The sequence below is a fragment of the Herbiconiux ginsengi genome, from assembly GCF_900107435.1.
In the GTDB taxonomy this organism is placed as follows: domain Bacteria; phylum Actinomycetota; class Actinomycetes; order Actinomycetales; family Microbacteriaceae; genus Herbiconiux; species Herbiconiux ginsengi.
Map to the genome: position 1 here is coordinate 75074 of NZ_FNPZ01000008.1, position 23381 is coordinate 98454.

The 23381-nt window shown below is 70.1% G+C and carries 21 protein-coding genes and 1 pseudogene; 10 read left to right on the plus strand and 12 right to left on the minus strand.

Features of this window, described 5'->3' with window-relative positions; translation table 11 throughout:
* The first annotated feature begins 2 nt into the window (after window positions 1-2).
* Window positions 3-941, plus strand: coding sequence for a cytochrome b/b6 domain-containing protein (locus BLW00_RS21565; RefSeq protein ID WP_092558164.1), 939 nt, complete (start codon window positions 3-5; stop codon window positions 939-941).
* 71 nt (window positions 942-1012) lie between these two features.
* Here BLW00_RS21565 and BLW00_RS21570 read toward each other — a convergent pair whose 3' ends face one another.
* From BLW00_RS21570 to BLW00_RS21585, 4 genes are all read right to left on the minus strand, one after another.
* Window positions 1013-2620, minus strand: a complete 1608-nt coding sequence (locus BLW00_RS21570; protein WP_092558166.1) for an ABC-F family ATP-binding cassette domain-containing protein — start codon at window positions 2618-2620, stop codon at window positions 1013-1015.
* Between the two features lie 264 nt (window positions 2621-2884).
* On the minus strand, window positions 2885-3502 hold the full coding sequence (locus BLW00_RS21575) for a hypothetical protein (RefSeq protein ID WP_092558168.1): 618 nt from the start codon (window positions 3500-3502) through the stop codon (window positions 2885-2887).
* A gap of 42 nt (window positions 3503-3544) precedes the next feature.
* Complete coding sequence (locus tag BLW00_RS21580) at window positions 3545-3733, minus strand: hypothetical protein (RefSeq protein ID WP_092558170.1); 189 nt, start codon at window positions 3731-3733, stop codon at window positions 3545-3547.
* 2 nt (window positions 3734-3735) lie between these two features.
* On the minus strand, window positions 3736-4179 hold the full coding sequence (locus BLW00_RS21585; protein ID WP_092558172.1) for a VOC family protein: 444 nt from the start codon (window positions 4177-4179) through the stop codon (window positions 3736-3738).
* A 68-nt stretch (window positions 4180-4247) separates the two neighbouring features.
* Here BLW00_RS21585 and BLW00_RS21590 point away from each other — a divergent pair, with 68 nt between their 5' ends.
* Both BLW00_RS21590 and BLW00_RS24290 read left to right on the plus strand, forming a co-directional pair.
* Window positions 4248-6509 carry an ATP-binding cassette domain-containing protein gene (locus BLW00_RS21590; protein ID WP_092558174.1) on the plus strand — a complete coding sequence of 754 codons (2262 nt, stop codon included), beginning with the start codon at window positions 4248-4250 and terminating at the stop codon, window positions 6507-6509.
* 183 nt (window positions 6510-6692) lie between these two features.
* Window positions 6693-6827: a hypothetical protein gene (locus BLW00_RS24290; RefSeq protein ID WP_281242444.1), complete on the plus strand. Its 135-nt coding sequence runs from the start codon at window positions 6693-6695 to the stop codon at window positions 6825-6827.
* 98 nt (window positions 6828-6925) lie between these two features.
* On the opposite strand, the gene BLW00_RS21595 is transcribed toward BLW00_RS24290, so the two are convergent.
* The gene (locus BLW00_RS21595; protein ID WP_092558176.1) at window positions 6926-7333 is read right to left on the minus strand and encodes a hypothetical protein; all 408 of its coding nucleotides are present in this window, start codon (window positions 7331-7333) and stop codon (window positions 6926-6928) included.
* 96 nt (window positions 7334-7429) lie between these two features.
* On the opposite strand from BLW00_RS21595, the gene tal reads away from it, so the two are divergent.
* Complete coding sequence (tal, locus tag BLW00_RS21600) at window positions 7430-8560, plus strand: transaldolase (RefSeq protein WP_092558178.1); 1131 nt, start codon at window positions 7430-7432, stop codon at window positions 8558-8560.
* Here tal and BLW00_RS21605 read toward each other — a convergent pair.
* Both BLW00_RS21605 and BLW00_RS21610 read right to left on the minus strand, forming a co-directional pair.
* Window positions 8547-8999: a VOC family protein gene (locus BLW00_RS21605; protein ID WP_092558180.1), complete on the minus strand. Its 453-nt coding sequence runs from the start codon at window positions 8997-8999 to the stop codon at window positions 8547-8549. The two genes, tal and BLW00_RS21605, sit on opposite strands and share 14 nt — an antisense overlap.
* Before the next feature lie 19 nt (window positions 9000-9018).
* Entirely contained in the window at window positions 9019-9618 is a 600-nt protein-coding gene (locus BLW00_RS21610; RefSeq protein ID WP_139256838.1) for a TetR/AcrR family transcriptional regulator, read from the minus strand.
* 95 nt (window positions 9619-9713) lie between these two features.
* Between BLW00_RS21610 and BLW00_RS21615 the strand changes: the two genes are divergently transcribed.
* On the plus strand, window positions 9714-12743 hold the full coding sequence (locus BLW00_RS21615; protein ID WP_092558182.1) for a glycoside hydrolase family 2 TIM barrel-domain containing protein: 3030 nt from the start codon (window positions 9714-9716) through the stop codon (window positions 12741-12743).
* Between the two features lie 20 nt (window positions 12744-12763).
* Here BLW00_RS21615 and BLW00_RS21620 read toward each other — a convergent pair whose 3' ends face one another.
* The 3 genes from BLW00_RS21620 to BLW00_RS21630 form a co-directional block, all read right to left on the minus strand.
* The gene (locus BLW00_RS21620) at window positions 12764-13207 is read right to left on the minus strand and encodes a hypothetical protein (protein ID WP_092558184.1); all 444 of its coding nucleotides are present in this window, start codon (window positions 13205-13207) and stop codon (window positions 12764-12766) included.
* 110 nt (window positions 13208-13317) lie between these two features.
* Window positions 13318-14139 (minus strand): enoyl-CoA hydratase/isomerase family protein, encoded by an 822-nt coding sequence (locus BLW00_RS21625; protein ID WP_092558186.1) that lies wholly within the window; start codon window positions 14137-14139, stop codon window positions 13318-13320.
* Window positions 14140-14251: 112 nt separating this feature from the next.
* Window positions 14252-16765, minus strand: coding sequence for a X2-like carbohydrate binding domain-containing protein (locus tag BLW00_RS21630; RefSeq protein WP_092558188.1), 2514 nt, complete (start codon window positions 16763-16765; stop codon window positions 14252-14254).
* A 313-nt stretch (window positions 16766-17078) separates the two neighbouring features.
* Between BLW00_RS21630 and BLW00_RS21635 the strand changes: the two genes are divergently transcribed.
* The 5 genes from BLW00_RS21635 to BLW00_RS21655 all read left to right on the plus strand — a co-directional run bounded on the left by BLW00_RS21635 (window position 17079) and on the right by BLW00_RS21655 (window position 21429).
* The gene (locus BLW00_RS21635; RefSeq protein WP_092558190.1) at window positions 17079-17759 is read left to right on the plus strand and encodes a hypothetical protein; all 681 of its coding nucleotides are present in this window, start codon (window positions 17079-17081) and stop codon (window positions 17757-17759) included.
* Between the two features lie 145 nt (window positions 17760-17904).
* Window positions 17905-18618 (plus strand): 3-oxoacid CoA-transferase subunit A, encoded by a 714-nt coding sequence (locus BLW00_RS21640; protein WP_092558192.1) that lies wholly within the window; start codon window positions 17905-17907, stop codon window positions 18616-18618.
* Window positions 18615-19259 (plus strand): 3-oxoacid CoA-transferase subunit B, encoded by a 645-nt coding sequence (locus BLW00_RS21645; protein WP_092558194.1) that lies wholly within the window; start codon window positions 18615-18617, stop codon window positions 19257-19259. The genes BLW00_RS21640 and BLW00_RS21645 overlap by 4 nt, the downstream gene beginning before the upstream one ends.
* A gap of 114 nt (window positions 19260-19373) precedes the next feature.
* The gene (locus BLW00_RS21650; protein WP_092558196.1) at window positions 19374-20546 is read left to right on the plus strand and encodes a thiolase family protein; all 1173 of its coding nucleotides are present in this window, start codon (window positions 19374-19376) and stop codon (window positions 20544-20546) included.
* 100 nt (window positions 20547-20646) lie between these two features.
* Entirely contained in the window at window positions 20647-21429 is a 783-nt protein-coding gene (locus BLW00_RS21655; RefSeq protein ID WP_092558206.1) for an IclR family transcriptional regulator domain-containing protein, read from the plus strand.
* 66 nt (window positions 21430-21495) lie between these two features.
* Here the strand turns inward: BLW00_RS21655 and BLW00_RS21660 are convergent, their stop codons facing one another.
* Window positions 21496-22608, minus strand: a complete 1113-nt coding sequence (locus BLW00_RS21660; RefSeq protein WP_217634471.1) for a 3-hydroxyacyl-CoA dehydrogenase NAD-binding domain-containing protein — start codon at window positions 22606-22608, stop codon at window positions 21496-21498.
* A pseudogene (locus tag BLW00_RS21665) lies at window positions 22605-23381 on the minus strand (iron-containing alcohol dehydrogenase); the annotation flags it as partial. The gene BLW00_RS21660 and the pseudogene BLW00_RS21665, both read right to left, overlap by 4 nt.

Genomic DNA, 23381 nt, shown 5'->3' on the forward strand with positions numbered 1-23381 from the left:
CGATGAGCAACAGATCCCGCTGGTTCCGCCTCGTGTGGATCGCACCCGCACTCGTCGTGCTCCTGCTGATCGCCGTCCTGGCGGCCATCGCCATCCGCTACTCACCGGCCGGCCAGGACTTCCTCGCCGACTACCCGGGCTCTACGCCGCTGCCTGACGGCGCGCCCGTGGGCATCCCGGCGTGGCTCGGGTGGCAGCACTTCCTCAACATGTTCTTCCTGCTGTTCATCGTGCGCACCGGATGGGTCATCCGGCAGGGCGTGCGGCCGTCGGCGTTCTGGACGCGCAAGAACGACGGGCGCTTCCGCACGAAGAACCCCCCGGTGCGCATCGGGCTGCCGCTCTGGTTCCACCTCTCGGTCGACGCCCTCTGGGTGCTGAACGGCATCGTGTTCGTGGTACTGCTGTTCTCGACCGGGCAGTGGATGCGCATCGTGCCGACCAGCTGGGGCGTGTTTCCGAACGCCGTGTCGGCCGGGCTGCAGTACCTCTCGCTGAACTGGCCCACCGAGCACGCCTGGGTGAACTACAACAGCCTGCAGCTGCTCAGCTACTTCGCCACCGTCTTCCTGGCCGCGCCGCTCGCTCTGATCACCGGCATCCGGATCGCCCCCGGATTCGCCGCCCGGCTGCGTCCGCTCGACCGGGTGTTCCCCACCCGATTCGCGCGCACGGTCCACTTCTTGGTGATGATCTACTTCGTCGCCTTCGTGGTGGCGCACGTGACCCTGGTGCTGGCCACCGGCGCGCTCGAGAACCTCAACGTGATGTACGCCGCGAGCGACGACGCCGGCTGGGCCGGGTTCTGGATCTTCGCGGCCTCGCTCGTGGTGCTCGCGGTGGCGTGGATCGCGGCGCGACCGGCGGTGCTCACCGCCATCGCCGGACGCACCGGCACCGTGCGGGTGATGGGCCCGCCCGCCCCGCGTCGGAAGCCGTAGACCCGTCGCAGACCCGTCACCTTCGGCTCCATGCTGCACGGCGATGGGTCGAGAACGACGGATGCCGGGGGTCAGGCGAGGGGGACGTCGGTCAGTCCGCCCTTCTCGTCGAGTGCGAGGAGTCGGTGCAGACCGAGCCGGGCGAGGAAGGCGTCGTCGTGGCTCACCACGAGCAGAGCCCCGCGGTAGGCCTGCAGCGCCTCCACCAGCCGGTCGACGCTCGGGATGTCGAGGTTGTTCGTCGGCTCGTCGAACACCAGCAACTGGGCCGGCGGATCGGCGAGCAGCAGCCGCGCCAGATGCACCCGGAAGCGCTCGCCGCCCGACAGCGACCGCACTGGCCGGTTCACCGTGTCGCCGCGCAGGAGCAGGCGCGCCAGCTGGTTGCGGATCTCGCCTGGCGGCACGTCGGGAGCGGCGGCCCGCACGTTCTCGAGGGTGCTCGCGTCCTCATCCAGTCCGTCCAGCCGCTGGGTGAGGAGGCCCACCCGGTCGGTGTGCAGCTGCCCGCTCACGCGACCGGGCTCGGGCGGCGTGCCCTCGAGCAGCCCGCGCAGCAGCGTGGTCTTGCCCACCCCGTTCGGCCCGATCACGGCGACGCGTTCGGGTCCCTGGATGACGTAGCCGCGGTTCGTGCCGTGCAATTCGGCGATGCGCCGTGACCGCGAGACGTCGGGATCGGGCAGCTCGAGGTGGATGTGCTCCTCCTCGCGCACCCGTGACTCCGCGGCATCCAGCACCGCCTGGGCCGAGCGCACGTCGTCGTCGAGCCCCGAGCGGAGCTTGCCCGCCGAGACCTGCGCGTCGGAGATGCGCTGCTTCATCACGATCTTGTCGCCGCTGCGGTTGTCGTAGCTCTTCTTGGCGGTGCGGGCCCGGCGGGCGAGCTTGGTCTCGGCCTCGATCCGCTGGCGCTTCTCGGCCTTCACCGCCTGTTCGGCCGAGCGCGCCGCCTGTACGGCCGCGGACTGCTGCAGCGCGAGCTGCTCGCGCCAGACGCTGTAGGGGCCGCCGAAGACCGTCAATCGGCCGGCATGGAGTTCGGCCGTGTCGTCCATGTGCTCGAGCAGGGCCGTGTCGTGGCTCACCACGACCAGGGTGCCCGGCCATGAGTCGACGAGGCCGGTGAGGCGGGCGCGGGCGTCGCGATCGAGGTTGTTGGTCGGTTCGTCGAGCAGGGTGATGGCGGTGCGCCGGATGCGCAACCCCGTGATCGCGACGAGCATCGCCTCGCCGCCGGAGATCGTCGCCACCTGGCGATCGAGGTCGGCCGCGCTGAAGCCCACGTCGCGGAGCGCTTCGTCGGCCCGCGCCTCGATGTCCCAGTCGTCGCCGACGGCGTCGAAGTTCTCCACCGAGGCGTCGCCCTGCTCGATCGCGCGGAGCGCTCGCAGGGTCGCCCCGATGCCGAGCAGCTCCGCGACGGTGGTGCCGGTCTCGAGCGTCAGGGACTGGGGGAGGTAGCCGACATCGCCTGCGAGCGTGACGGAGCCCGAACTCGGTGTCAGGATGCCGGCGATCACGCGCAACAGGGTGGACTTGCCGGCGCCGTTCGTGCCGACGAGTCCGGTGCGGCCGACACCGAAGCTGCCGCTGAGCCCGGTGAGTGCGGTGCTCCCGTCGGGCCAGCGGAAGGTGAGATCGGTGAGTGTGATGGAGGAGTTCTTCGAGGAGGACATGGGGGCTCGACAATTCTGCGGACGACCGCATCGCTACTGGACAGAGGAGCTGTGCGAACCGTCGGCCGGAGAGCGCGGAAGGCGCTGTCGGCTGTCAGAAAAGGGGCGCGGCGGCACACGGCGGGATTCCGCCGTGGTGCGGGGCGCCACCGACGGCTCGGTGGCTAGAGTCTGTCGACCTCGAGCATGCGTCGAGGATATCAGGCGCGGCCGTGCCGTCGGTGGGCGCGAGGGTCCCGTCGTCGTGGCACGCCCCGCAGTCGTTCAGAAGTCGAAGCCGCCGCCGAATCCGTCGAAGCCGCCGCCGCTCGGGTCGTCGAACCCGCCGGATGACGAGTCGTCGTAGCCGCCGGAGGCCTGCGTGTCGCCCGAAGCGCCGTCGCTCCCGTCGTCGCCGCCAGCGCCGCCGTCACCGCCGTCACCGCTGTCACCCGAGCCGGCGTCGAACCCCGTCCACAGCGTCGAGGCGATCGAGTACCAGATCACCGTGTCGAGGATCGAGAGGCCGAGGTAGGTGTTGAATCCGTCTCCCGTCGCGTCGTCGCCCAGCACCCGCTGCAGGGTTCCGGGCTTCTTCTGCTCGACCTGGGTGGCCGTCTTCGCGAGGGTGGCCGGTCGCGCATCCGCCGGTCGGTCTTCGGCCGTCGACGCGTTCGCCGTGAAGCGGTCGTAGAGGATGTCGAGCTGCTCGGGCGTCAGCTTCGAGAACGCCTCCACGTGCACCTTCTGGATGGTGTCGGGCGGCGCCGTGCGGAGCAGCCGCTCGTACTCCGCCACCGCCCGCTCATCGGCGGGCTTCGCCGGAGTGCGGGAGGCGGAGGCGGGGGTGCGCTCCTCCTCCAGGTCGCGCTTGCGGCCCAGGATGCGGTCGACGAATCCCATGTCTCGTCCTTCTTCCTCGTGCTGGCCTGCTCGTGCCGGTCGTCAGGTCTCGGCCGCGCCGAGCGGCGCGATCGTGTAGCCCTGGTCTTTCAGCGCCTGCGTCATGTGCGCGGCGTACCACTCGGGCCATTGCTCGTCGAAGACCCCGCCCAGGTCCTCCTTCTCGTGGATGCCGTGGGCGGCGGCCGCGTCTTTCAGCAGCTGCAGCAGGATCGCGCCGTTGTCGACCATGATCAGCGCCCCGGGAGACGTGTCGTGAGCTCCTGCGCGATCCAGCCGTTGCCGTCGGGGTCTTCGAAGGAGAGGAAGGAGCCGTAACTCGCCCGTGCGGGGTCGGGGCCGGCGACGCGCCCGGTGGTGCCGGCCTGGTGGAACACGCCGGTCTCGTCGTGGAACACCTCGCTCACGTCGACGCCGCGCTCGGCGAGCCAGTCGTGGGCCTCGAGGATGTCGGTGACTGCGACCTGGAGGCCCTGCACCGAGCCCGGCGCAGCCGTGCTGAGGCCCTCGCCGAAGATGATCGAGGCCAAGGAGCCGGGAGGGGTCAGCTGCACGACGCGATAGCCGGGCTTGACCGTGAAGTCGGCGTCGAGGCGGAAGTCGAGCTTCTCGTAGAACGCCTTCGCGCGATCGACGTCGGAGACCGGGATGACGACGACTTCGAGTTTCAGGTCCATGTTCTCTCCAATCAGCGATTGCTGACGATAGTGGCACGCCGTCTCGGCCGTGTCACTACCATCGGAGCATGAGCCACCCCGCCGACTCCCACGACCTCATCTCCGTGCGCGGCGCCCGCGAGAACAACCTCAAAGACGTCTCCGTCGACATCCCGAAACGGCGCCTCACCGTGTTCACCGGGGTCTCCGGATCGGGCAAGAGCTCGCTCGTGTTCGGCACCATCGCGGCCGAGTCGCAGCGCCTCATCAACGAGACCTACACGGCGTTCGTGCAGTCGTTCATGCCGAGTCTCGGCCGGCCTGACGTCGACGGGCTGAGCGGCCTGAGCGCTGCCATCATCGTCGACCAGGAGCGGATGGGGGCGAACTCGCGTTCCACGGTGGGCACGGCGACGGATGCGAACGCGCTGCTGCGCATCCTGTTCTCCAGGCTCGGCGAGCCGCACATCGGGCCGTCGTTCCACTACGGCTTCAATGCCGCCGAGGGCATGTGCCCGCGCTGCGAGGGGCTCGGCGAGGTCAACGACATCGACATCGACCAGCTGGTCGACCGCACGAAGTCGCTCAACGACGGCGCGATCACGATCCCGGGGTACAAGGCCGACGGCTGGTACGTGCGCATCTACGCCGACTCCGACTTCCTCGACGGCGACAAGGTGCTCGCCGACTACACCGACCAGGAGTGGGCCGACTTCCTCTACAAGGAACCGGTGAAGGTGCAGGTGCAGAACATGAACCTCACCTACGAGGGGCTCGTGCCGAAGGTGCAGAAGTCGATCCTGTCGAAGGATCGCGACTCGGTGCAGCCGCACATCCGCGCCTTCATCGATCGGGCCGTCACCTTCACCACCTGCCCGGAGTGCCACGGCACGCGCTTCAACGAGGCCGCGCTGTCGTCGAAGATCGACGGGCGCAACATCGCCGACTGCACGGCGATGCAGATCAGCGATCTCGCCGAATTCGTGCGGGGGATCTCCGACGAGTCGGTGGCCCCCGTGATCGCCACGCTCTCGCAGACGCTCGACTCCTTCGTGGAGATCGGCCTCGGCTACCTCAGCCTCGAGCGCACCTCGGGCTCCCTCTCCGGCGGCGAGGCGCAACGCGTGAAGATGGTGCGGCACCTCGGATCGAGCCTCACGGATGTCACGTACGTCTTCGACGAGCCGACCGTGGGCCTGCATCCGCACGACATCCAACGCATGAACGGGTTGCTGCTGCGGTTGCGCGACAAGGGCAACACGGTGCTCGTGGTGGAGCACAAGCCCGAGACCATCGGCATCGCCGACCATGTGGTCGACCTCGGGCCGCGCGCCGGCGTGCACGGCGGAGAGATCACGTTCACGGGGTCGGTCGACGAATTGCGGGCATCCGACACACTCACGGGGCGGCATCTCGGCGACCGGGCGCGGCTGAAGGATGCGGTGCGCACACCGACGGGGGCGCTGGAGATCCGCGACGCCAGGCGGCACAACCTGCAGGGCGTCGACGTCGACGTGCCTCTCGGGGTGCTCACCGTGGTCACCGGGGTGGCGGGGTCGGGCAAGAGCTCGCTCATCCACGGCTCGATCCCGCGCGGGGCGAACGTGGTGTCGGTCGATCAGACCGCCATCCGCGGGTCGCGGCGCAGCAACCCGGCCACCTATACGGGCCTGCTCGACCCGATCCGCACCGCCTTCGCGAAGGCCAACGGGGTGAAGGCTGCGCTGTTCAGCGCGAATTCCGAGGGCGCGTGCCCGAATTGCAAGGGCGCCGGGGTGATCTACACCGATCTCGCGATGATGGCGGGCGTGGCCACCGTGTGCGAGGAGTGCGGGGGCAGACGGTTCCAGCAGCAGGTGCTGGAATACCGGCTCGACGGCAAGAACATCGCGGAGGTGCTCGCGATGCCCGTGGCCGAGGCCGAGGAGTTCTTCGGGTCGGGCCCCGCGCACGCCATCCTGCAGCGGATGGTGGATGTCGGGCTCGGCTATCTGAGTCTCGGGCAGCCGCTCACCACGCTCTCGGGCGGGGAGCGGCAGCGGCTGAAGCTGGCCATCCACATGGCCGAGAAGGGCGGCGTCTACGTGCTCGACGAACCGACGTCGGGTCTGCACCTGGCCGATGTGGAGCAATTGCTGCACCTGCTCGACCGGCTGGTGGACTCGGGCAAGACGGTGATCGTGATCGAGCACCACCAGGCCGTCATGGCGCACGCCGACTGGATCATCGACCTCGGCCCGGGCGCCGGACACGACGGTGGGCGCGTGGTGTTCGAGGGCACGCCGGCTCAGTTGGTGGCCGATCGATCGACGCTGACCGGGCAGCACCTGGCGCAGTACGTCGCGGGCTGAGCACGACCGAGGAGTCGGCCGGGCCGGGTCGAGGGTGAGCGTGAGGGTGATTCCGGCCGGAATCCCGCAGTCGGGGCGTCGGAGCGGGTTAGCGTAATGCTGGGCCGATCAGCCGGTTAACCCGAGCGGCGAGACGTTCACCCGACGTCGCGATCGGCCCATCGTCTTTCCGGAGGTTCCGTCGTGCCCGATTTTCCGAGCGAACACCCCCAGAGCGCGCAGAGCGCCCAGCGTGAGCCCGAGCGCGCCGTGCGCGAGACGGCCGCCTGGACCGTCGCGGTCGTCGCCCGAGCGATCGAGGACGCCCGCACCCGCTGACCTGAGGCATCACCCTCGGGAGGCCACGCTCGGAGTGTCGCTCGTTCGGGAGGACTGATCGGCCTCCCGGACGGCGATCGGCCTCCCGAACGGCGGGGCTAGGCGCGGGCGATGAGGGCCCGGGCGTAGGTGGCGCGGCTCTCGAGCTCGGAGAACTGGGCCGCGGGGTTGAACTGCGCCGGTTCGCCGGTCTGGTGGGTGAACGAGCCGTTCGTGATCGTGATCTGCGCGAAGCCGCTCACCCGGTCTTCCTTCGCGAGCAGGAAGAGCAGGCTGAACAGGGTGATCACGAACAACCCGACGATGGCCACCACGATCGCCCAGGTGGGGATGACGCGATCCACGCGCGTGTTGTTCGTCACGAAGATCTGGCAATGGGCCAGCGGAACGCTGCCCTGCGGCGTCACCACCCAGTGCTCGGTGAGGTAGAAGTCGCCGAAGCGCACGAGCGGCTGCTCGCTCTGCGGAGCGGGAAGGGAAGCGCCCGTCGGGCCGGCCAGAGACATGCCGCAACCCTATCGAGAGAGCGCCCGGATTGCCTCTGTCTCGCGCCTGCCCGGTCGGCGTACCCTCGGATGTGGGGCCGCGAAGGAGCAGGAACCATGAACGACACGAAGACCACCCGCACGGCCGCACTCGCCGCCGAGGGTGTCAGCATCTGGCTCGACGACCTGTCGCGGGAGCGCATCCGATCCGGCGGCCTGCAGAAACTGATGGCCGAGCGTGGCGTGGTCGGCATCACCACGAACCCCACGATCTTCGCCGCCGCGGTGTCGAAGGGCAGCGCCTACGACGAGCAGATCGCCGAGCTCGCCGACGGCACGGCTACTCCCGAGGAGGCGGTGTTCGCCCTGACCACGGCCGACGTGGCCGCGGCCTGCGACATCCTGCGGCCCGTGCACGACGCCACCGGCGGCTACGACGGCTGGGTCTCGATCGAGGTGGGCGCAGGCTCCGCCCATGACACCGCAGCGACCGTCGCCGAGGCCAAGCACCTCGCCGCCACCATCGACCGGCCGAACGCGTTCGTCAAGATCCCGGCGACGCTCGAGGGTCTCGACGCGATCACCGAGACGATCGCCGCCGGCATCAGCGTCAACGTCACCCTGATCTTCAGTCTCGAGCGCTACCGCGGCGTGATCGATGCGTACCTCACCGGCCTGGAGCGGGCCGCCGCGTCGGGCATCGACCTCGCCGGCATCCGTTCGGTCGCCTCGTTCTTCGTCTCCCGCGTCGACACCGAGGTCGACCGCCGGCTGGATGCGATCGGCAGCGAGGAGGCGCGGGCGTTGCGCTCGAAAGCGGGCGTCGCCAACGCGCGCCTCGCCTACCAGGTGTACGAGGAGGCGTTCGCGAGCGACCGCGCCCGGTCGCTCGCCGACCGCGGGGCCAATCGGCAGCGCCCGCTCTGGGCGTCGACGGGAGTGAAAGACCCGGGCCTGCCCGACACCTTCTACGTGGTCGAACTGGTGGCGGCGGGCGTGGTGAACACGATGCCCGAGAAGACCCTCGATGCGGTCTTCGACCACGCCGAGCTGCGGGGCGACACCGTCTCCGGAGCGGCCGACGCAGCACGGGCGCACCTCGACGCGCTGGAGGCGCTCGGCGTCTCCTACGACGACGTCACCGCCACGCTCGAAGACGAGGGGGTGGCCAAATTCGCCGCGTCGGGTGAGGAGCTCCTCGCCACGGTCGCCGCCGCACTGGAAGCGGAGACGGTCAGGCCGTCGTAGGGCCTGTCTCATGGCCGCCGAGCTCCTCGAAAAGGGTGATCTGCAGGTCGGCCGTGGTGTGCAGGCGCGCGTTGAGCGAGTTCCACGGGGTGCGCGTCGGCGGCGCGATCACGTCGGCGCCCGCGTCGGCCAGCGCCGCCGTGGCGGCGGCCGAATCGGAGACCTCGAAGGCGAGACGGATGCGCGGACTCACCGGCCGCCCCACCTCCACCTCATCGATCATCGCCACCTGCGCCGGGTTCGCGATCTCGAGGGTGGCGCGGCCGGCCTCCAGGATGATGACGCGCGCGTCGCCGGCGCCTTCGAACGCGGCCTGTTCGGGCAATCCGAGCACGTCGCGGTAGAGGGCGACGGCTTCGTCGAAATCTGCGGCCTCCACGACGACGCGGAGCTGGGCGACCCGGATGGCGGGGGCTGCAGGGTGGGATTCGTCGGTCATGACTCCACCGTAGGCGCCTTCAGGGGCGAGCGAACAGGGCGTCGAGGTAGTCGCGCAGGCAGGCCACCACGTCGACCTCCTCGGGGGCGAGCAGCCACTGCAGCTGCAGGCCGTCCCAGAGGGCGGCGAGCGAGGCCGCCGCGATCGTCACGTCGACGTGACGGCTCAGCACCCCCTCGCGCTGCAGGGCGCGGAGTTCGTCCGCCGTCCCGGCGCGCAGCCGCTCGAAGCGGGTGGTGAAGTAGGCGCGAGCCGGATGATCTGCGGTCGTCGACTCGCCGCAGAGCACCGCGTAGAGCTGGATCACCCCCGGGATGCGCTCGTTGGCCTGAGCGGTGAGCAGCACCGACTCGGCGAATCCGGCCGAGGGGTCGGTCGCGGCATTCGACACCTCGTCGCGTCGTTGCAGGACGGCCAGCAGCAGATCGCTCTTGGTCGGGAAGTAGTGCAGCAACCCGGTCTGGCTCATGCCGACCCGGTCGGCCACGGCCTGGAACGAGCCCGCGTTGTAGCCGCGCTCGGCGAAGACGGCGTGTGCGGCGTCGACGATCGAACGCCGGCGCTCGGCCGATTTCGCGCCCGGGCCGCGACGGGCGGCCGGTGAACTGCTCGTCGCCATCCTCGTCTCCGATCTATTTCGAGTGATCACTCGAATTTGATGCTAGCCTCACGATGACGTCCGCGCACCGTGGTGAGGAACCAGTTTTGCAGCCCATGACCTATCTGACCGATACCGCTCCTGGTTCCGGCGCCCGCCGCCCGGCCCGGGCCTGGCTCGCGACCGATGCACCGGCGCTCTCGCTCGACGGCGACTGGCGGTTCCGTCTGCTCTCCGGTGCCCCGGGAACGCCCGGCGCCGCCGGAGTGCTGCCCGCCGGGGAGGAGCCGGAAGCCGTGGCCCGGGTGGACTTCGACGACTCGCACTGGGGCAGCATCCCCGTTCCGTCGCACTGGGTGCTCGAGGGCGACGGCGCGTTCGGGCGGCCCATCTACACCAATGTGCAGCTGCCCATCCCGCTCGATCCGCCGTTCGTGCCCGATGCCAATCCCACCGGGGACTACCGCCGCCGCTTCGAGCTCCCCGGCGGATTCGACGGCGCCGAAGCGGTCGTGCTCCGCTTCGACGGCGTGGAATCGCGCTACAAGGTGTGGCTGAACGGCGTGGAGATCGGCGTCGGCAGCGGCAGCCGGCTGGCGCAGGAGTTCGACGTGACGGAGCAGCTGCAGCCGGGCGAGAATCTCCTCGTCGTGCGCGTGCACCAGTGGTCGGCGGCGAGCTACGTCGAAGACCAGGATCAGTGGTGGCTGCCGGGCATCTTCCGCTCGGTGACCCTGCAGGCGCGACCGCACGGAGGCATCGACGACGTGTGGGTGCGGGCCGGCTACCGCGACGGGCGCGGCACGGTGGAGGTGGAGACGCGAGGCGCCGCGTTTCCGGTGCGCCTGCGCATCCCCGAGCTCGGCGTCGACCGCACCTGGGCGACCGCGGCGGAGGTCGCGCCCATCGACATCGCCCAGGTCGAACCCTGGTCGGCGGAGCGTCCGCGGCTCTACGACGCCACCGTCTCGAACGCTGCCGAGACCGTCACCCTGCGCCTGGGCTTCCGCACCGTGGAGATCCGGGGCGACCAGTTCCTCGTCAACGGCCGCAAGGTGCTCTTCCACGGCGTGAACCGGCACGAGACGCATCCCGATCGGGGCCGCGTGTTCGACGAGGAGTTCGCCCGGGCCGATCTGGCCCAGATGAAGCAGTTCAATGTGAACGCGATCCGCACGAGTCACTATCCGCCGCATCCGAGGCTGCTCGACCTGGCCGACGAACTCGGTTTCTGGGTGATCCTCGAGTGCGACCTCGAGACCCACGCGTTCTCGCGCAGCGGGGCTTCGACGTTGAGCTGGACCGGCAATCCGAGTGCCGACCCCGCATGGCGCGACGCCTACCTCGACCGCATCGAGCGCACGGTGGAGCGGGACAAGAACCACCCGAGCATCGTCATGTGGTCGCTCGGGAACGAAGCCGGCACCGGGTCGAACCTGGCGGAGATGGCCGCGTGGGTGCACGACCGCGATCCGGAGCGCCCCGTGCACTACGAAGGAGACCACGCGGGGGCGTACACCGACGTCTACTCGCGGATGTACGCCACGGTTCCCGAGACCCGGTCGATCGGCGACGACGGCGACGACTCCCTGCTGCTCGACTGCTCGGCGGCGGAGTCGGCCCGGCAGCGCTCCAAGCCGTTCCTGCAGTGCGAATACGTGCACGCGATGGGGAACGGGCCGGGTGCCATCGATCAGTACGAGGACATCGTGGATCGTCATCCACGCCTGCACGGCGGTTTCGTGTGGGAGTGGCGCGACCACGGAATTCGCACGCGGACTCCGGATGGGCAGGAGTACTACGCCTACGGTGGCGACTTCGGCGAGACCGTGCACGACGGGAACTTCGTGATGGACGGCATGGTGCTCTCCGACGGCACGCCGAGCCCGTCGCTCTTCGAGTGGAAGCACGTCGTGGCGCCGGTGCGCATCGCCTTCGAGGGCGGCGAGGTCGTGATCGACAACCGTCAGCACTCGGCCGACCTCTCGGCGTTCGCGGTGCGCTGGTCGCATTCGGTCGACGGCCGCTCCGCCGCGGACGGGTCGCTCGAGCTCCCCGCCAGCGTGCCGGCCGGCGAAGCGGTCCGCCTACCGGCCCCGACGGTGGTGACCGATGCGCCGGGTGAGCACTGGCTCACGGTCGACATCGCGCTCGCCGAGGCGACGGCCTGGGCGCCCGCCGGACACGTCGTCGCGACGGCGCAGACGGCTCTCGGCAGGCCGGTGGGCCCACCGGCGTGGTCGCGCGGCCGCCGCGTCGCCGGATCGATGACGGCGCCGGATGCGCGGTCTCCTTTCGAGGGCCTGACGCAGCTCGCCGGCCGACCCGTCGACGGGCCGCAGGCCGAGCTCTGGCGCGCGCCCACCGACAACGATCTCTCGGGCAACTTCACCGGCCAGGGCGGATTCGGCAGCTACGACCTGGTCGACCCCTGGTCGAACCGCGGGCAGGGCGAGCCGTCGCCGTCGTCGGCCGAGCTCTGGCAGAAGGCAGGTCTCGACCGCCTGGTGCCCCGTGTCGAGGCGGCCGCGGCCGACGGCTCGCACCGCCGCACCCGCTACGCCGCCGCCGATTCGCGGGAGAGCGTGCTGCTCGACGAGTCGTGGAGCCGCGATGGCGAGGCGGCCGTGCTCCGGGCGACGCTGACACCGGTCGGCGACGGGGGCATCCACTGGCCGCGGATCGGGGTGCGGTTCGATCTGCCCTCGACCGTCGACCGGGCGGAGTGGTTCGGCGCGGGGGAGCGGGAGTCGTATCCGGACAGCATCCGCTCGGCCCACGTGGGCCGCTACTCCGCCTCGATCGACGACCTCGTGGTGCCGTACGCGCGCCCGCAGGAGAGCGGTCACCGCAGCGGTTTGCGTGAAATGGTGCTCTGGGAGGCCGGATCGCCGTGGCTGAAGGTGGAGGCCGCTCCCGATCACCTCGATCGCCGCCCCGGGTTCACGCTGCGGCGGCACACGACGGCGGAGGTGACGGCGGCCGCTCACCCGCATGAGCTCCCGGAGTCGGACCGGGTGTACCTGTGGTTCGACGCGGCGCAGAACGGACTCGGTTCGCGGGCCTGTGGACCGGATGTCTGGCCCGACCACATCCTGCGGCCCGAGCAGCGGACGCTCACGCTGCGATTCACCCCGCTGCGCTGAGCGCCGCTCCTCCAGGGGCTCTACGGACGATAGGGCGGCGGCAGGCGGTGGATCAACGCCGCACGGTGCTCGGTCTCGGGCGGGGTCAGCAGCAGACTGACGAGGGCCACCGTCGTGGAATCGGGGGCGGTCATCCGCTCGGCCTGGCGTGCGGCCCAGAGGTGACGGGCCGACTTCGCCGCCGAGGCCCGCACGGCGTCGAGGAAGTGGTCGACGAAGGTCGCCTCGTCGGGGCGCCGGCGCGGTGGTTGCCGCTCGGCGGCGATCACGATGCGGGCCAGAGTGTAGTCGAAGAGGAAGGCGTTGGGCTCGTGCCACTGCGGGCCCGAGGCCAGGCGCACCTCCTGATGCTCGATCTTCCACTCCTCGGGCGGGGCGCCGCGGGAGAAACGCATGATCGAGCGGGTCAAGACGTAGTCCTGCACCGTGTCGGTGTCGGCCTGGCTGAGGATGGTGTGCGGCATCGCTCCCGGAGTCTAACGCCACAGCTGTCGATCAACCTGGACATCCGCCCAACTCACGATGCCGTCGACCACCGGTCTCGGGAGCCTGGCCTGCCCTCCCGCGTGCCGAGTCACTCCACGAGGCGCCCGCCGAGGTCGCGCTCGATGCCGTCGGGCTGCTGCAGGCCGAGAGCGAACAAGCGCTTCACGCGGTCGGCGTTCTCGGGGCGGCCGGATGTCTGGAAGAAAGCCTTCATGCCCGACGCGAATTCGTCGTTCGAGTCGGGCAGCGACCCCGCGTCCACCAAGTGCTTCGTGGTGCGCACGGCGGTGCGGTCGAAACCCGCCACCCGGCGGGCGAACGCGTCGACGAAGGCATCCAGCTCGGCGTCGGGGAGCACCCGGTTGACGTAGCCGTACTCCGCGGCCCGGGCGGCCGGCACGTCGTCGGCGCCGAGCAGGATCTCGAGCGCTCGCCCGCGCCCCACCAGCCGGGCGAGCCGCGCCATCGCACCGCCGCCGGGCACCGAGCCCACTCCCACCTCGAATTGGCCGAGCACCGCGCGGTCGCCGGCGAAGCGGATGTCGGTGGCCAGCACGAATTCGCTCCCCGCCGCCCGTACGCGGCCGTGGATCGACGAGACGGTGAGCGGCGGCACCCGGCTGAGGCGGATGAAGTTGTCGACGTAGGCCGGAAGGCCCGTCGGCCCGATCGCCATGGCTGCCACGCGCGCGGGGTCGGAGAGGAAGTCCCAGTGCGCCATGAAGTAGTCGGGGTTCGCGCTCTCGAACACGACCACCGTGAGTTCGGGTGCACCTTCGATGCGCGTGACCAGATCGGCCAGCTGCTCGACGGTGTCGGGGTCGATCAGGTTCACCGGCCCGTTCTCGAACACCACGCGCCAGTAGGTGTCACCCACCTCGTGCACCCGGAACTGCTCGCTCGCGGCCATGCTGCACCACCTCTCGTCGGCCCCACACGCGCGATCACGCACTGGCCCCGATGATGCCACCGTCGCCGGCCCGACTCAATGCCCGGCCGGCGACGGAAGCGCATCGCTCCGGCTACTTCACCTTCTTCACCGTGTAGCTGAAGGCATCGTGCCGCAGCAGGGTGCCGGATGTCTTCACCACGGTGATGGTGTGGTCGCCGTCTCTCAGATCATCGGACGAGAACAGCGGCTGCGCGGTGAGGCGCGCGTCGCTGTGCGTGTCGACGGTCGCCACCACCGCACCGTCGAGGCGCACCTCGACCGTGCCCTGGTCGGGGCCGGTCGGGCCGCTCCACGAGACCCCTGTTCCCCGGAAGGCGAACGAGACGGAATCGCCGTTCGTGCTGGTGGCGTGCACGTCGTCGTGGAGGTCGCCGCGGAATGCGACGTCGATCACCGCATCGCCCGTGGGCAGCGTCGCCAGATAGGCCGACCGGATCGTGATCGTGGAGCCCGACACGTCGTAGTCGGTGCCGGCCACGAGTGCTGCGCCGTCGTGGCTGAGGCCTGCCAGTTCGCCCGGGTCGCGCAGAACCTCGACCGCGACATCCGCCCCCGCCCCCGGCGCCTGGTCGAAGACCGCGGTGCTCGTGCTCAGCAGGCTCTCGAGCGTGACGTCGAGCTTGTCGAGGAGCATGAACGCGCCCGACTTCTTCACGACCTGCAGGGTGTGGCTGCCGTTCGGCAGATCGGAAGCGCTCCACACCGCCACCTGCACCCCGCGGCCCTGGCTTGGGTCGAGGTGAGTGCTCACCGTCTGCTGGAACACGCCGTCGAGATACACGTCGACGTCGCCCTGCGACTCGTGGGTCTCGGTGACGTAGTCGATGCCGGTGCCCTGGAAGGTGTACTGGAACGACGACCCGTTCGCCTCGACGTAGTGCACGTCGTCGTTGAAGTCGCCGAGTCCGCGGTTGCCGCTCTGGCCCCACGAACCCGTGTAGACGATGCCCGGATCGTTGTCGTTCACGGCCACTGTGCGCCCGTCGGCCGGGGTGGCCGGGGGAGCGGCGCCCGTCGACGAGTCGAACACCGACACAGTGAGGGGCTGGCTGGTGGCCGCCACCTCGGTGTTGCCGTTGCGCGCCCAGTCGCCGTCATAGGAGACGCGCAGGGAGTCGTCGTTCACCGTGAGGTTCGCCTTCTTCGCGGGGGTGACCTTCAACAGGCGCACGCCGTGGATCGGCACGTCGTCGGCGGTGAATCCGGTGTCGGCCGAGCCGAGGTTCTTGCCGGCCCAGAGGTCGCGCACGGATGCCCCGCCGGCGAGCCCGAGATCGGCCCAGTTCGCCGTGATGTCGGCGTCGGTGCGGCCGAGGTTGAACAGCGCCACCGTGTAGGTGCCGTCGGCGTTCAGGGCGTACCAGACCTGCTTCTTCGTGGCGATCGACACCGGTTGCGCGGGCGTGCCGGCCTGGTTCACGGCCAGTACCTCCTTGTTCGTCACCAGGTCGAGGCCGAACTGGTCGAGCTGCGTGAGGTCGTTGCCGAGATACATCGGGGCGGCCGAGATGGCCCAGAGGGTGGTGGCGGTGCGGCGTTCGTCGCGGGTGAGGCCGTCCATCGATCCGTTGCCCACGTCGAGCGAGTCGAGGTCGTTCCAGCCGCCCGGGCCGCCGTGGCGCCACCAGTCGGCCATCCGCGGGAACAGGCGGTCGATGTTCTCCCAGGTGGTGAGGGCCTCGTGGGCGCAGTAGCACTCGACGTCCCAGTCCACCCGCCAGCCGTCGGCCTTCTCCTTCCAGTAGTCGGCGTAGTTGATGTCGAGCGCCCAGGAGAGCTCGAACCAGATGCCGCGGGAGTGCAGGGCCTGCGACCACGCGGACACGTCGTCGCGCGCATCCAGCGAGAGGTCGCTGATGCCCGATCCCGGGGTGACGCTGTCGAACTTCACGAAGTCGACGCCCCAGGTGTCGAGCAGGTTCGCGATCGAGTCGATGTACTTCTGCGAGCACGGGTTCGCGAAGTCGAGGCGGTAGCCGATGTTCCAGTAGTCGGCCTGCTGGATCGGCTGCTTCACGATGTCGTGCGTGGTGCACTCGGGAGCGCCGGCGATGGGCAGCGCCTGCTCGTAGACATCCGGGGAGATGCCCGGGATGAAGTAGAGGCCGAACTTCTGGCCGTTGGCGTGCACGTGGTCGATGACCGTCTGCAGACCGTCGGGGTAGAGCTCGGCGCTCGGCACCGGGAGTCCGTTGCCGTCGACGCTGCCGTTCCAGCCCGAGTCGACGTTGATGTGGTCGTAGCCGAAGGGCTGCAGCTTCTCGTGCATCGCATCCGATTGGGCGATGATCTGATCGGCGGTGATCCACTTGCTGTCGCCCGAGTAGACCTGCATGCTGTAGCTGCTCCAGCCGAGGTAGGGCTTGGTGGCGAGCTCGGCGGGGTCGGCGGGGTCGGGGGTGGGCGTGCGAGCGTCGGTGCCCGGCTCGGGCGAGGGCGCCTCCGTCGCGGCGGGCGTGTCGGGTGGTGGTGTCTCCTCCGTCGCGGCGGCGGTCCCCGCGCCGGCCAGACCGATCGAGAGTGCCACGACGCCGGCGGTGACCGCCGCGATCGTCGTGCGAAGGAGTTTCTTGCGTTCGTGCATCAGTTCCCCATCTCCGGCAACGTTGCCGTAATTACTTGACGACGTTAATAAATCACGGCGAGGGTGCCGAGCACAAGAGCGATGTGCCGTGTTCGGGGGTGGATCCCGCGGGTGCCTCGCTGGAGGCCGCCCTTCTCCGCGGCGCCGATCCGCGCATTGTGGCGCAATGCCGAGCCTCGGTACCGCGAAAACGTGCGGGATGAGCAGGCGCGTGGGCGGGCGACCGGATGCACCCAGGCGGGTTCGGGGCCCGGCTGGTAGGGTGGGGCACCTCGGCGCGGCCGCTCGGTGCGGTCTCCGCGGAGCAGCCCCGATGACACTCTTCCTCCGAAACTCGAACCGCCCCGGCCGTGGTCCACGCCCTCGGGGCGTCATCCTCACCCTCTGCGCCGGTGCGGCCGTGTTCGCGCTCACTGCCCTCACAGCGCTCGCGCCGCCGCCGCCCACCGAAGAAGCCCAAGCCGCCGCCCGGCAGTCGGCCGGATACGCCCAGCCCGACCAGACCGTCGCCGTTCCGGGGAGCGCCGTCGCCGCCGCGATCTCGCGCGACGGCTTCGCCGCCGCCCCGGGTCTCGAGACCTACACCTCGGGCAGCACCAACCGCGACTGGGCCGAGCTCGTGCTCTACCTCGCGGGCTTCCCGGTGAGCGAGTCGAACGTCACCGTCATGCTGCGCTGGATGCGCCAGGAGAACGGCCCCGACGATTGGTGGCTGCGCAACAACCCGCTCAACAACGGTTGGGGATCGGGCGGCGGCAGCGGTCTCGGCAGCTACGACAATCTCGTCACCGCCGCCGAGAACGTGGGCAACGCCCTGCACGGCAACTCCGGGTACGCGGCGATCGTGGCCGGCTTCTCGTCATCCGCCCCCACCGCGCAGATCGAGGCCGCGATCTGGGCGTCGCCCTGGGCGAGCAGTCACTACGCGAACGGCGCGCACTGGTCGTACACCCCCGTGCCCGAGTACGCCTCACCCCCCGGCACCTGGGGCTAACCCTCCTCGCGACCCGCCAAAAAAGGCCCTGAAAACTCACGTTTCAGGGCCTTTTTTGGCGGGTCGCGAGGTCTGTACAGGTGCGTGGGGGGCTGATAGTATCGGGATGCGTACACTCGTTCGTATCGCGAACACAGGAGGCGAGATGATCTCGAAGGTGAGCCCGGGCATCCAGGATGCGGTGGCCGGCATCGAAGACGGGTCGACCGTCATGATCGGCGGCTTCGGCCGGGCGGGTCAGCCGGTCGAGTTGATCGACGCGTTGATCGAGCAGGGCGCGACCGGATTGACGGTCGTCAACAACAACGCCGGAAACGGCGACACCGGCATCGCCGCGCTGATCGGTGCGGGCCGGGTGCGCAAGGTGGTCTGTTCCTTCCCGCGTCAGGTCGACTCCCATGTCTTCGACGCGAAATACCGTGCGGGTGAGATCGAGCTCGAACTGGTGCCGCAGGGCAACCTGGCCGAGCGCATCCGTGCCGCCGGTTCGGGCATCGGCGCCTTCTACACGCCCACCGGTGTCGGCACCCTGGTGGCCGAGGGCAAGGAGACCCGCACGATCGACGGTCGTGAGTACCTGCTCGAATACCCCCTCCGCGCCGACTACGCCCTGGTCAGCGCCTTCAAAGCCGACCGCTGGGGCAACCTGATCTACCGCAAGACGGCCCGCAACTTCGGCCCGCTGATGGCGGCGGCGGCGGCCACCACCATCGTGCAGGTCGACGAGGTGGTGGAACTCGGTGCCCTCGACCCCGAGGCCGTCGTCACGCCGGGCATCTTCGTGAACCGGGTGGTCGCGGTGGGCGAGCGGCCCTGGCTGCACGACGGCGAGTTCGTCGGAACGGAGAAGGTGGCATGACAGGCATCGACCGCGAGGCGCTCGCCGCTCGCATCGCCCGCGACATCCCCGAGGGCGCCTACGTCAACCTCGGCATCGGCGCGCCCACGCTCATCGCGAACTACCTGCCCGACGACCTCGAGATCATCCTGCACACCGAGAACGGGATGCTCGGCATGGGCCCGAAGCCGGAGGCCGGCCGCATCGACCCCGATCTGATCAACGCCGGCAAGCAGCCGGTCACCGAGTTACCGGGCGCCGCCTACTTCCATCACGCCGACTCCTTCGGCATGATGCGCGGCGGCCACCTCGACGTGTGCGTGCTGGGCGCCTTCCAGGTCTCCGAGCGAGGCGACCTGGCCAACTGGCACACGGGTGCTCCGGATGCGATCCCCGCGGTGGGTGGCGCCATGGACCTTGCCATCGGCGCCAAAGACGTCTACGTGATGACCGACCTGGTGACCCGCGACGGTACCGCGAAGATCGTGGCCGAGTGCACGTATCCGGTCACCGGCGTGCGCTGTGTGAGCCGCATCTACACCGATCTCGCCGTCTTCGACGTCACGCCGGACGGCCTGGCCGTCACCGACGTCTTCGGCGACACCACGCTCGACGAACTCCGCACGATCACCGGTCTCACCCTGCTCGACCGCACCCCCTAACCCACCCCCCACCCCCCCACAACCCCGCGTCCCCTCCTCGCGACCCGTCGAAATCCGCCCTGAAAACGGCGCGGATTGGGCGGATTTTGACGGGTCGCGAGAGAGGAACATCCCATGACCGGCAGTTTCGTCTACGACGCCGTGCGCACCCCGTTCGGCCGCATCGGCAAGGCGCTCGCGGGGGTGCGGCCCGACGACCTCGCGGCGTCGACGCTGCACGCGCTGCTCGAGCGCACACCGGGGCTCGACCCCGCCGCGATCGACGACGTCATCCTCGGCGCTGCCAACCAGGCCGGGGAGGACAACCGCGACGTCGCCCGCATGGCCCTGCTGCTCGCCGGGCTGCCGACATCCGTTCCCGGAGCCACGGTGAACCGGCTCTGCGGATCGAGCGTCGAGGCCGTCATCCAGGCCAGTCGTGCGATCGAGGCGGGTGACGCCGATGTGATGGTGGCCGGCGGTGTCGAGTCGATGAGCCGGGCGCCGTGGGTGATCGGCAAGCCGTCGCGGCCCTATCCGGCCGGTAACGAGACCATGTACTCGACCACGCTCGGCTGGCGCTTCGTGAACCCCGCCATGCCGAAGGAGTGGGCGATCTCGAACGGCGAGTCGGCCGAGATCCTCGCCGACCGCTTCGCCATCTCGCGGGAGGAGCAGGATGCCTTCGCGGCCCGCTCGCACAACCTCGCGGCCGCCGCGTGGGATGCAGGCGTCTATGCGAACGAGATCGTGCCCGTGCCCGGTGTCGAGCTCGACCGCGACGAGGGCATCCGCCCCGGTTCGTCGGTCGACTCGCTCTCCGGCCTGAAGCCCGCGTTCCGGCCCGACGGCACCGTCACGGCCGGCAATTCCTCACCGCTCAACGACGGCTCGTCGATGGTGCTCGTCGGCGGCGAGAACGCCGTGCCCGGGGCCGAGCCGCTCGCCCGCATCGCCGGTCGCGGGGTGTCGGGCGTCGACCCCGACGTGTTCGGCATCGCACCGGTCGAGGCCGCGAACCGCGCCCTCGCGCGCGCCGGCAAGACCTGGGCCGACGTGGATCTCGTGGAGCTCAACGAGGCCTTCGCCGTGCAGAGCCTCGCGTGCCTCCGTCTGTGGACCGAGCTCGACCCCGAGAAGGTGAACATCCACGGCGGGGCGATCGCCATGGGGCACCCGCTCGGCGCCTCCGGAGGGCGCATCATCGGTCACGTCGCGCACGAGCTGGCGCGACGTGGGGGTGGTGTCGGGGTGGCCGCGATCTGCATCGGCGTGGGTCAGGGCCTCGCGGTCGTGCTGGAACGGTGACCGGATGCGCGCGGCCGGCCCCCCGCACACCGAGCGGATTCGCGGTGCGGGTCACCGGATGCGCCGCGCCGCCCGCCGATAGCATGTGACGATGGCCGAGATGAGCGAGCACCCGGAGCCGAGCAGCCAGTTCGTGCAGTCGCTGGCCCGCGGCCTCGACGTGGTGAAGGCATTCACCGCCGAGCGCCCCGAGATGACGCTCAGCGACATCGCGCGGGTCACCGACCTCACCCGGGCCACTGCACGCCGCTTCCTCCTCACCCTGGTGGAACTCGGCTACGTGCGCACCGACGGTAAGCTCTTCGCCCTCACGCCGAGGGTGCTCGAACTGGGCTTCAGCTACCTCTCCGGGCTCAGCTTGCCCGAGGTCGCCCAGCCGCACCTGGAGCAGCTGTCACGCGAGCTCGGGGAGTCGACCTCGGCATCCGTTCTCGACGGCCGCGACATCGTCTACGTGGCGCGGGTGCCCACGCGGCGCATCATGACCGTCGGCATCACGATCGGCACGCGCTTCCCGGCCTATGCCACTTCGATGGGGCGGGTGCTGCTCGCGAATCTGCCGGCCGCCGAGCGGGATGCGCTCCTCGGCGACCTGCACCCGGCCGCTTTCACGCCGTCGACGCTGACCGATCCGGAGGCGCTGCGGGCCGAGCTCGACGCGGTGCGCGAACGCGGCTGGACCATCGTCGACCAGGAGCTCGAGGTGGGCCTGCGCTCGGTTGCGGCGCCGGTGCACCGCGGCGGATCGGTCGTGGCGGCCATCAACGTCTCCACCACCACGGGCACCTCCTCGCTGGAGAAGCTCACCGAGGAGTTCGTGCCGGCCCTCCTGGCGGCGGCCGAGAGTATCGGCGCCGACCTCGCCCTCACGAGCCGCCGCTGACATCGACTCGTCCCAAACGGGGCCACAACTCGCGTTCTTGCCCGATTTGAGACGAGTCGTGAGGGGTCAGCGGGAACTCATACCCTCCCAGAGGGGCTTCAGGCGCATGAGCTGCTCGTCGCGCCAGCGGACTCGGGCCTCCCACTCGTCGAGGGGGAGGAGGGCGCGGCGCTGCGCGACCGCGGTCGCGACCAGATCGGGGGTCCACGGATCGTGCTGGCCGCGCTCGGCACCCATGCGCTCGTAGGCGGGGCCCATCTTCTCGGCGTGCGACTCGAGACCGCCGCGGGTGTTCAGATCGACCGTCTCGAACGGGCCGATGAAGCTCCACCGCCGGCCGAGCCCCGAGCGCACCACCTCGTCGATGTCGTCGACCGTGGCCACCCCGTCGCGCACGAGCGCGTACGCCTCACGCAGCACGGCGCCCTGCAGACGGTTGAAGAGGAACCCCTCGACTTCTTTGCGCACGAGCACGGGCCGCAGCCCCGCGCCGCGATACAGAGCGGATGCGCGGTCGAGCACGGCCGCATCCGTCGCCGGAGAGGGCACAAGCTCGATCACCGGGAGCAGGTAGGGCGGATTGCCCGGATGCGCCACGATCAGCCGCGCAGCAACACCCGTGAGAGCGACGTCGAGCTCGGCCGCGTCGACGCCGGCGGCATCGCGGTCGGCAGGGACCACGCCGGCGGGTTCGAGCCCGGCCAGGATCGTGCTCGGTGTGATGGCCGAGCTCGACGAGGCGAGGATCGCATCGGCGGGTGCGACTGCGGCGACCGCCGCGAACAGCTCCCGCTTGAGCTCCACGCGTTCCGGTGCGCACTCCTGCACGAGAACGGCGGCGCCGAGCGCATCGGCGAGCTCGGCTTCGAACGAGACCCGCCCGGCGACGAGGGAAGGTGACTCCGCGAGCAACCCGAACTCGGCGAGCAGCCCGAGGCGCGAGCGGAGATCGGCTCGCGCCCGCTCGAACGCCTCGGGAAAGGCGTCCCACACCCGCACCGGATGCCCGGCCGAAGCGAAGAGCACCGCGAACGCGACCCCGATCGATCCGGCACCCGCGATCGCGACCACCGGCCGGGCTGCATCCGGCGCCGGCCGATCACTCTCCGGCGGGGTGCGCCCACCGCCCTCGGGCGGCGCGGCGCCCTCGCCCACGGCGGTCCGCGGTGCCGCGCTCACACCTCCCACCAGCTCCGGTCGCCCGCGTAGCTGCGCTCGAGGATGGCCACGACGGCCTCCTTGCTGAGCTCGCGCGGGTTGTTCGCGGTGAGACGGGTGGCGAGCATCGCCTGGTCGGCGACGAAGCCGAAGTCGTCGGGGGAGAGGCCGAGCGACTTGACGTCGAGCGGTGCGCCGATCGCGGCGAGCAGCCCTTCGATGCGCTGGATGCCGGCGTGCGCCTGTTCGAGCGGCGAGTCCGACGGCGAGGCGACACCGAGCAGTCGCCCGATCTCGGCGAACTCGTCGACGCGCTCGGGCAGGTTGAAGCGCATGACGTAGGGCAGCAGTGCGCTGATGCCGAAGCCGTGCGGGGTGTGGGTGAGGTTACCCACCGAGCCTTGGATGGCGTGCGCCCCGGCAGTTCCGGCCGTGTTGATCGACATTCCCGCGCTGTACGCGGCGAACATCGTGTCCGAACGCGCCTCGAGGTCGGAGGGGTTCGCGGCCACGGCCTCGAGCGAGGTGTTCAGCAGCGTGAGGCCGTTGCGGGCGAACACGTCGGTGAGGCGGTTCTTTCCCGCGTAGAGCTTCGTGTCGAGGTCGTCGGCCGACGGGTTCTTCACGCGTCCGGTGAAGGCCTCGACGAGGTGCGACAGCGCATCCGCCCCCGTCGCCGCGGTGAGTCCGGGCGGGCAGGTGAGCGTGAGTTCGGGATCGATCACGGCGGTGTGCGCTTCGAGGAACGGGCTCGCCACGCCCACCTTCATGCCCTTCTCGGTGTCGAACACCAC

What these genes read in the sequence shown, in the direction of transcription:
- BLW00_RS21565 (WP_092558164.1), top strand. Translation starts at nt 3, where the DNA reads ATGAGCAACAGATCCCGCTGGTTCCGCCTCGTGTGGATCGCACCCGCA.
- BLW00_RS21570 (WP_092558166.1), bottom strand. Translation starts at nt 2,620, where the DNA reads ATGTCCTCCTCGAAGAACTCCTCCATCACACTCACCGATCTCACCTTC.
- BLW00_RS21575 (WP_092558168.1), bottom strand. Translation starts at nt 3,502, where the DNA reads ATGGGATTCGTCGACCGCATCCTGGGCCGCAAGCGCGACCTGGAGGAG.
- BLW00_RS21580 (WP_092558170.1), bottom strand. Translation starts at nt 3,733, where the DNA reads ATGGTCGACAACGGCGCGATCCTGCTGCAGCTGCTGAAAGACGCGGCC.
- BLW00_RS21585 (WP_092558172.1), bottom strand. Translation starts at nt 4,179, where the DNA reads ATGGACCTGAAACTCGAAGTCGTCGTCATCCCGGTCTCCGACGTCGAT.
- BLW00_RS21590 (WP_092558174.1), top strand. Translation starts at nt 4,248, where the DNA reads ATGAGCCACCCCGCCGACTCCCACGACCTCATCTCCGTGCGCGGCGCC.
- BLW00_RS21595 (WP_092558176.1), bottom strand. Translation starts at nt 7,333, where the DNA reads ATGTCTCTGGCCGGCCCGACGGGCGCTTCCCTTCCCGCTCCGCAGAGC.
- tal (WP_092558178.1), top strand. Translation starts at nt 7,430, where the DNA reads ATGAACGACACGAAGACCACCCGCACGGCCGCACTCGCCGCCGAGGGT.
- BLW00_RS21605 (WP_092558180.1), bottom strand. Translation starts at nt 8,999, where the DNA reads ATGACCGACGAATCCCACCCTGCAGCCCCCGCCATCCGGGTCGCCCAG.
- BLW00_RS21610 (WP_139256838.1), bottom strand. Translation starts at nt 9,618, where the DNA reads ATGGCGACGAGCAGTTCACCGGCCGCCCGTCGCGGCCCGGGCGCGAAA.
- BLW00_RS21615 (WP_092558182.1), top strand. Translation starts at nt 9,714, where the DNA reads ATGACCTATCTGACCGATACCGCTCCTGGTTCCGGCGCCCGCCGCCCG.
- BLW00_RS21620 (WP_092558184.1), bottom strand. Translation starts at nt 13,207, where the DNA reads ATGCCGCACACCATCCTCAGCCAGGCCGACACCGACACGGTGCAGGAC.
- BLW00_RS21625 (WP_092558186.1), bottom strand. Translation starts at nt 14,139, where the DNA reads ATGGCCGCGAGCGAGCAGTTCCGGGTGCACGAGGTGGGTGACACCTAC.
- BLW00_RS21630 (WP_092558188.1), bottom strand. Translation starts at nt 16,765, where the DNA reads ATGCACGAACGCAAGAAACTCCTTCGCACGACGATCGCGGCGGTCACC.
- BLW00_RS21635 (WP_092558190.1), top strand. Translation starts at nt 17,079, where the DNA reads ATGACACTCTTCCTCCGAAACTCGAACCGCCCCGGCCGTGGTCCACGC.
- BLW00_RS21640 (WP_092558192.1), top strand. Translation starts at nt 17,905, where the DNA reads ATGATCTCGAAGGTGAGCCCGGGCATCCAGGATGCGGTGGCCGGCATC.
- BLW00_RS21645 (WP_092558194.1), top strand. Translation starts at nt 18,615, where the DNA reads ATGACAGGCATCGACCGCGAGGCGCTCGCCGCTCGCATCGCCCGCGAC.
- BLW00_RS21650 (WP_092558196.1), top strand. Translation starts at nt 19,374, where the DNA reads ATGACCGGCAGTTTCGTCTACGACGCCGTGCGCACCCCGTTCGGCCGC.
- BLW00_RS21655 (WP_092558206.1), top strand. Translation starts at nt 20,647, where the DNA reads ATGAGCGAGCACCCGGAGCCGAGCAGCCAGTTCGTGCAGTCGCTGGCC.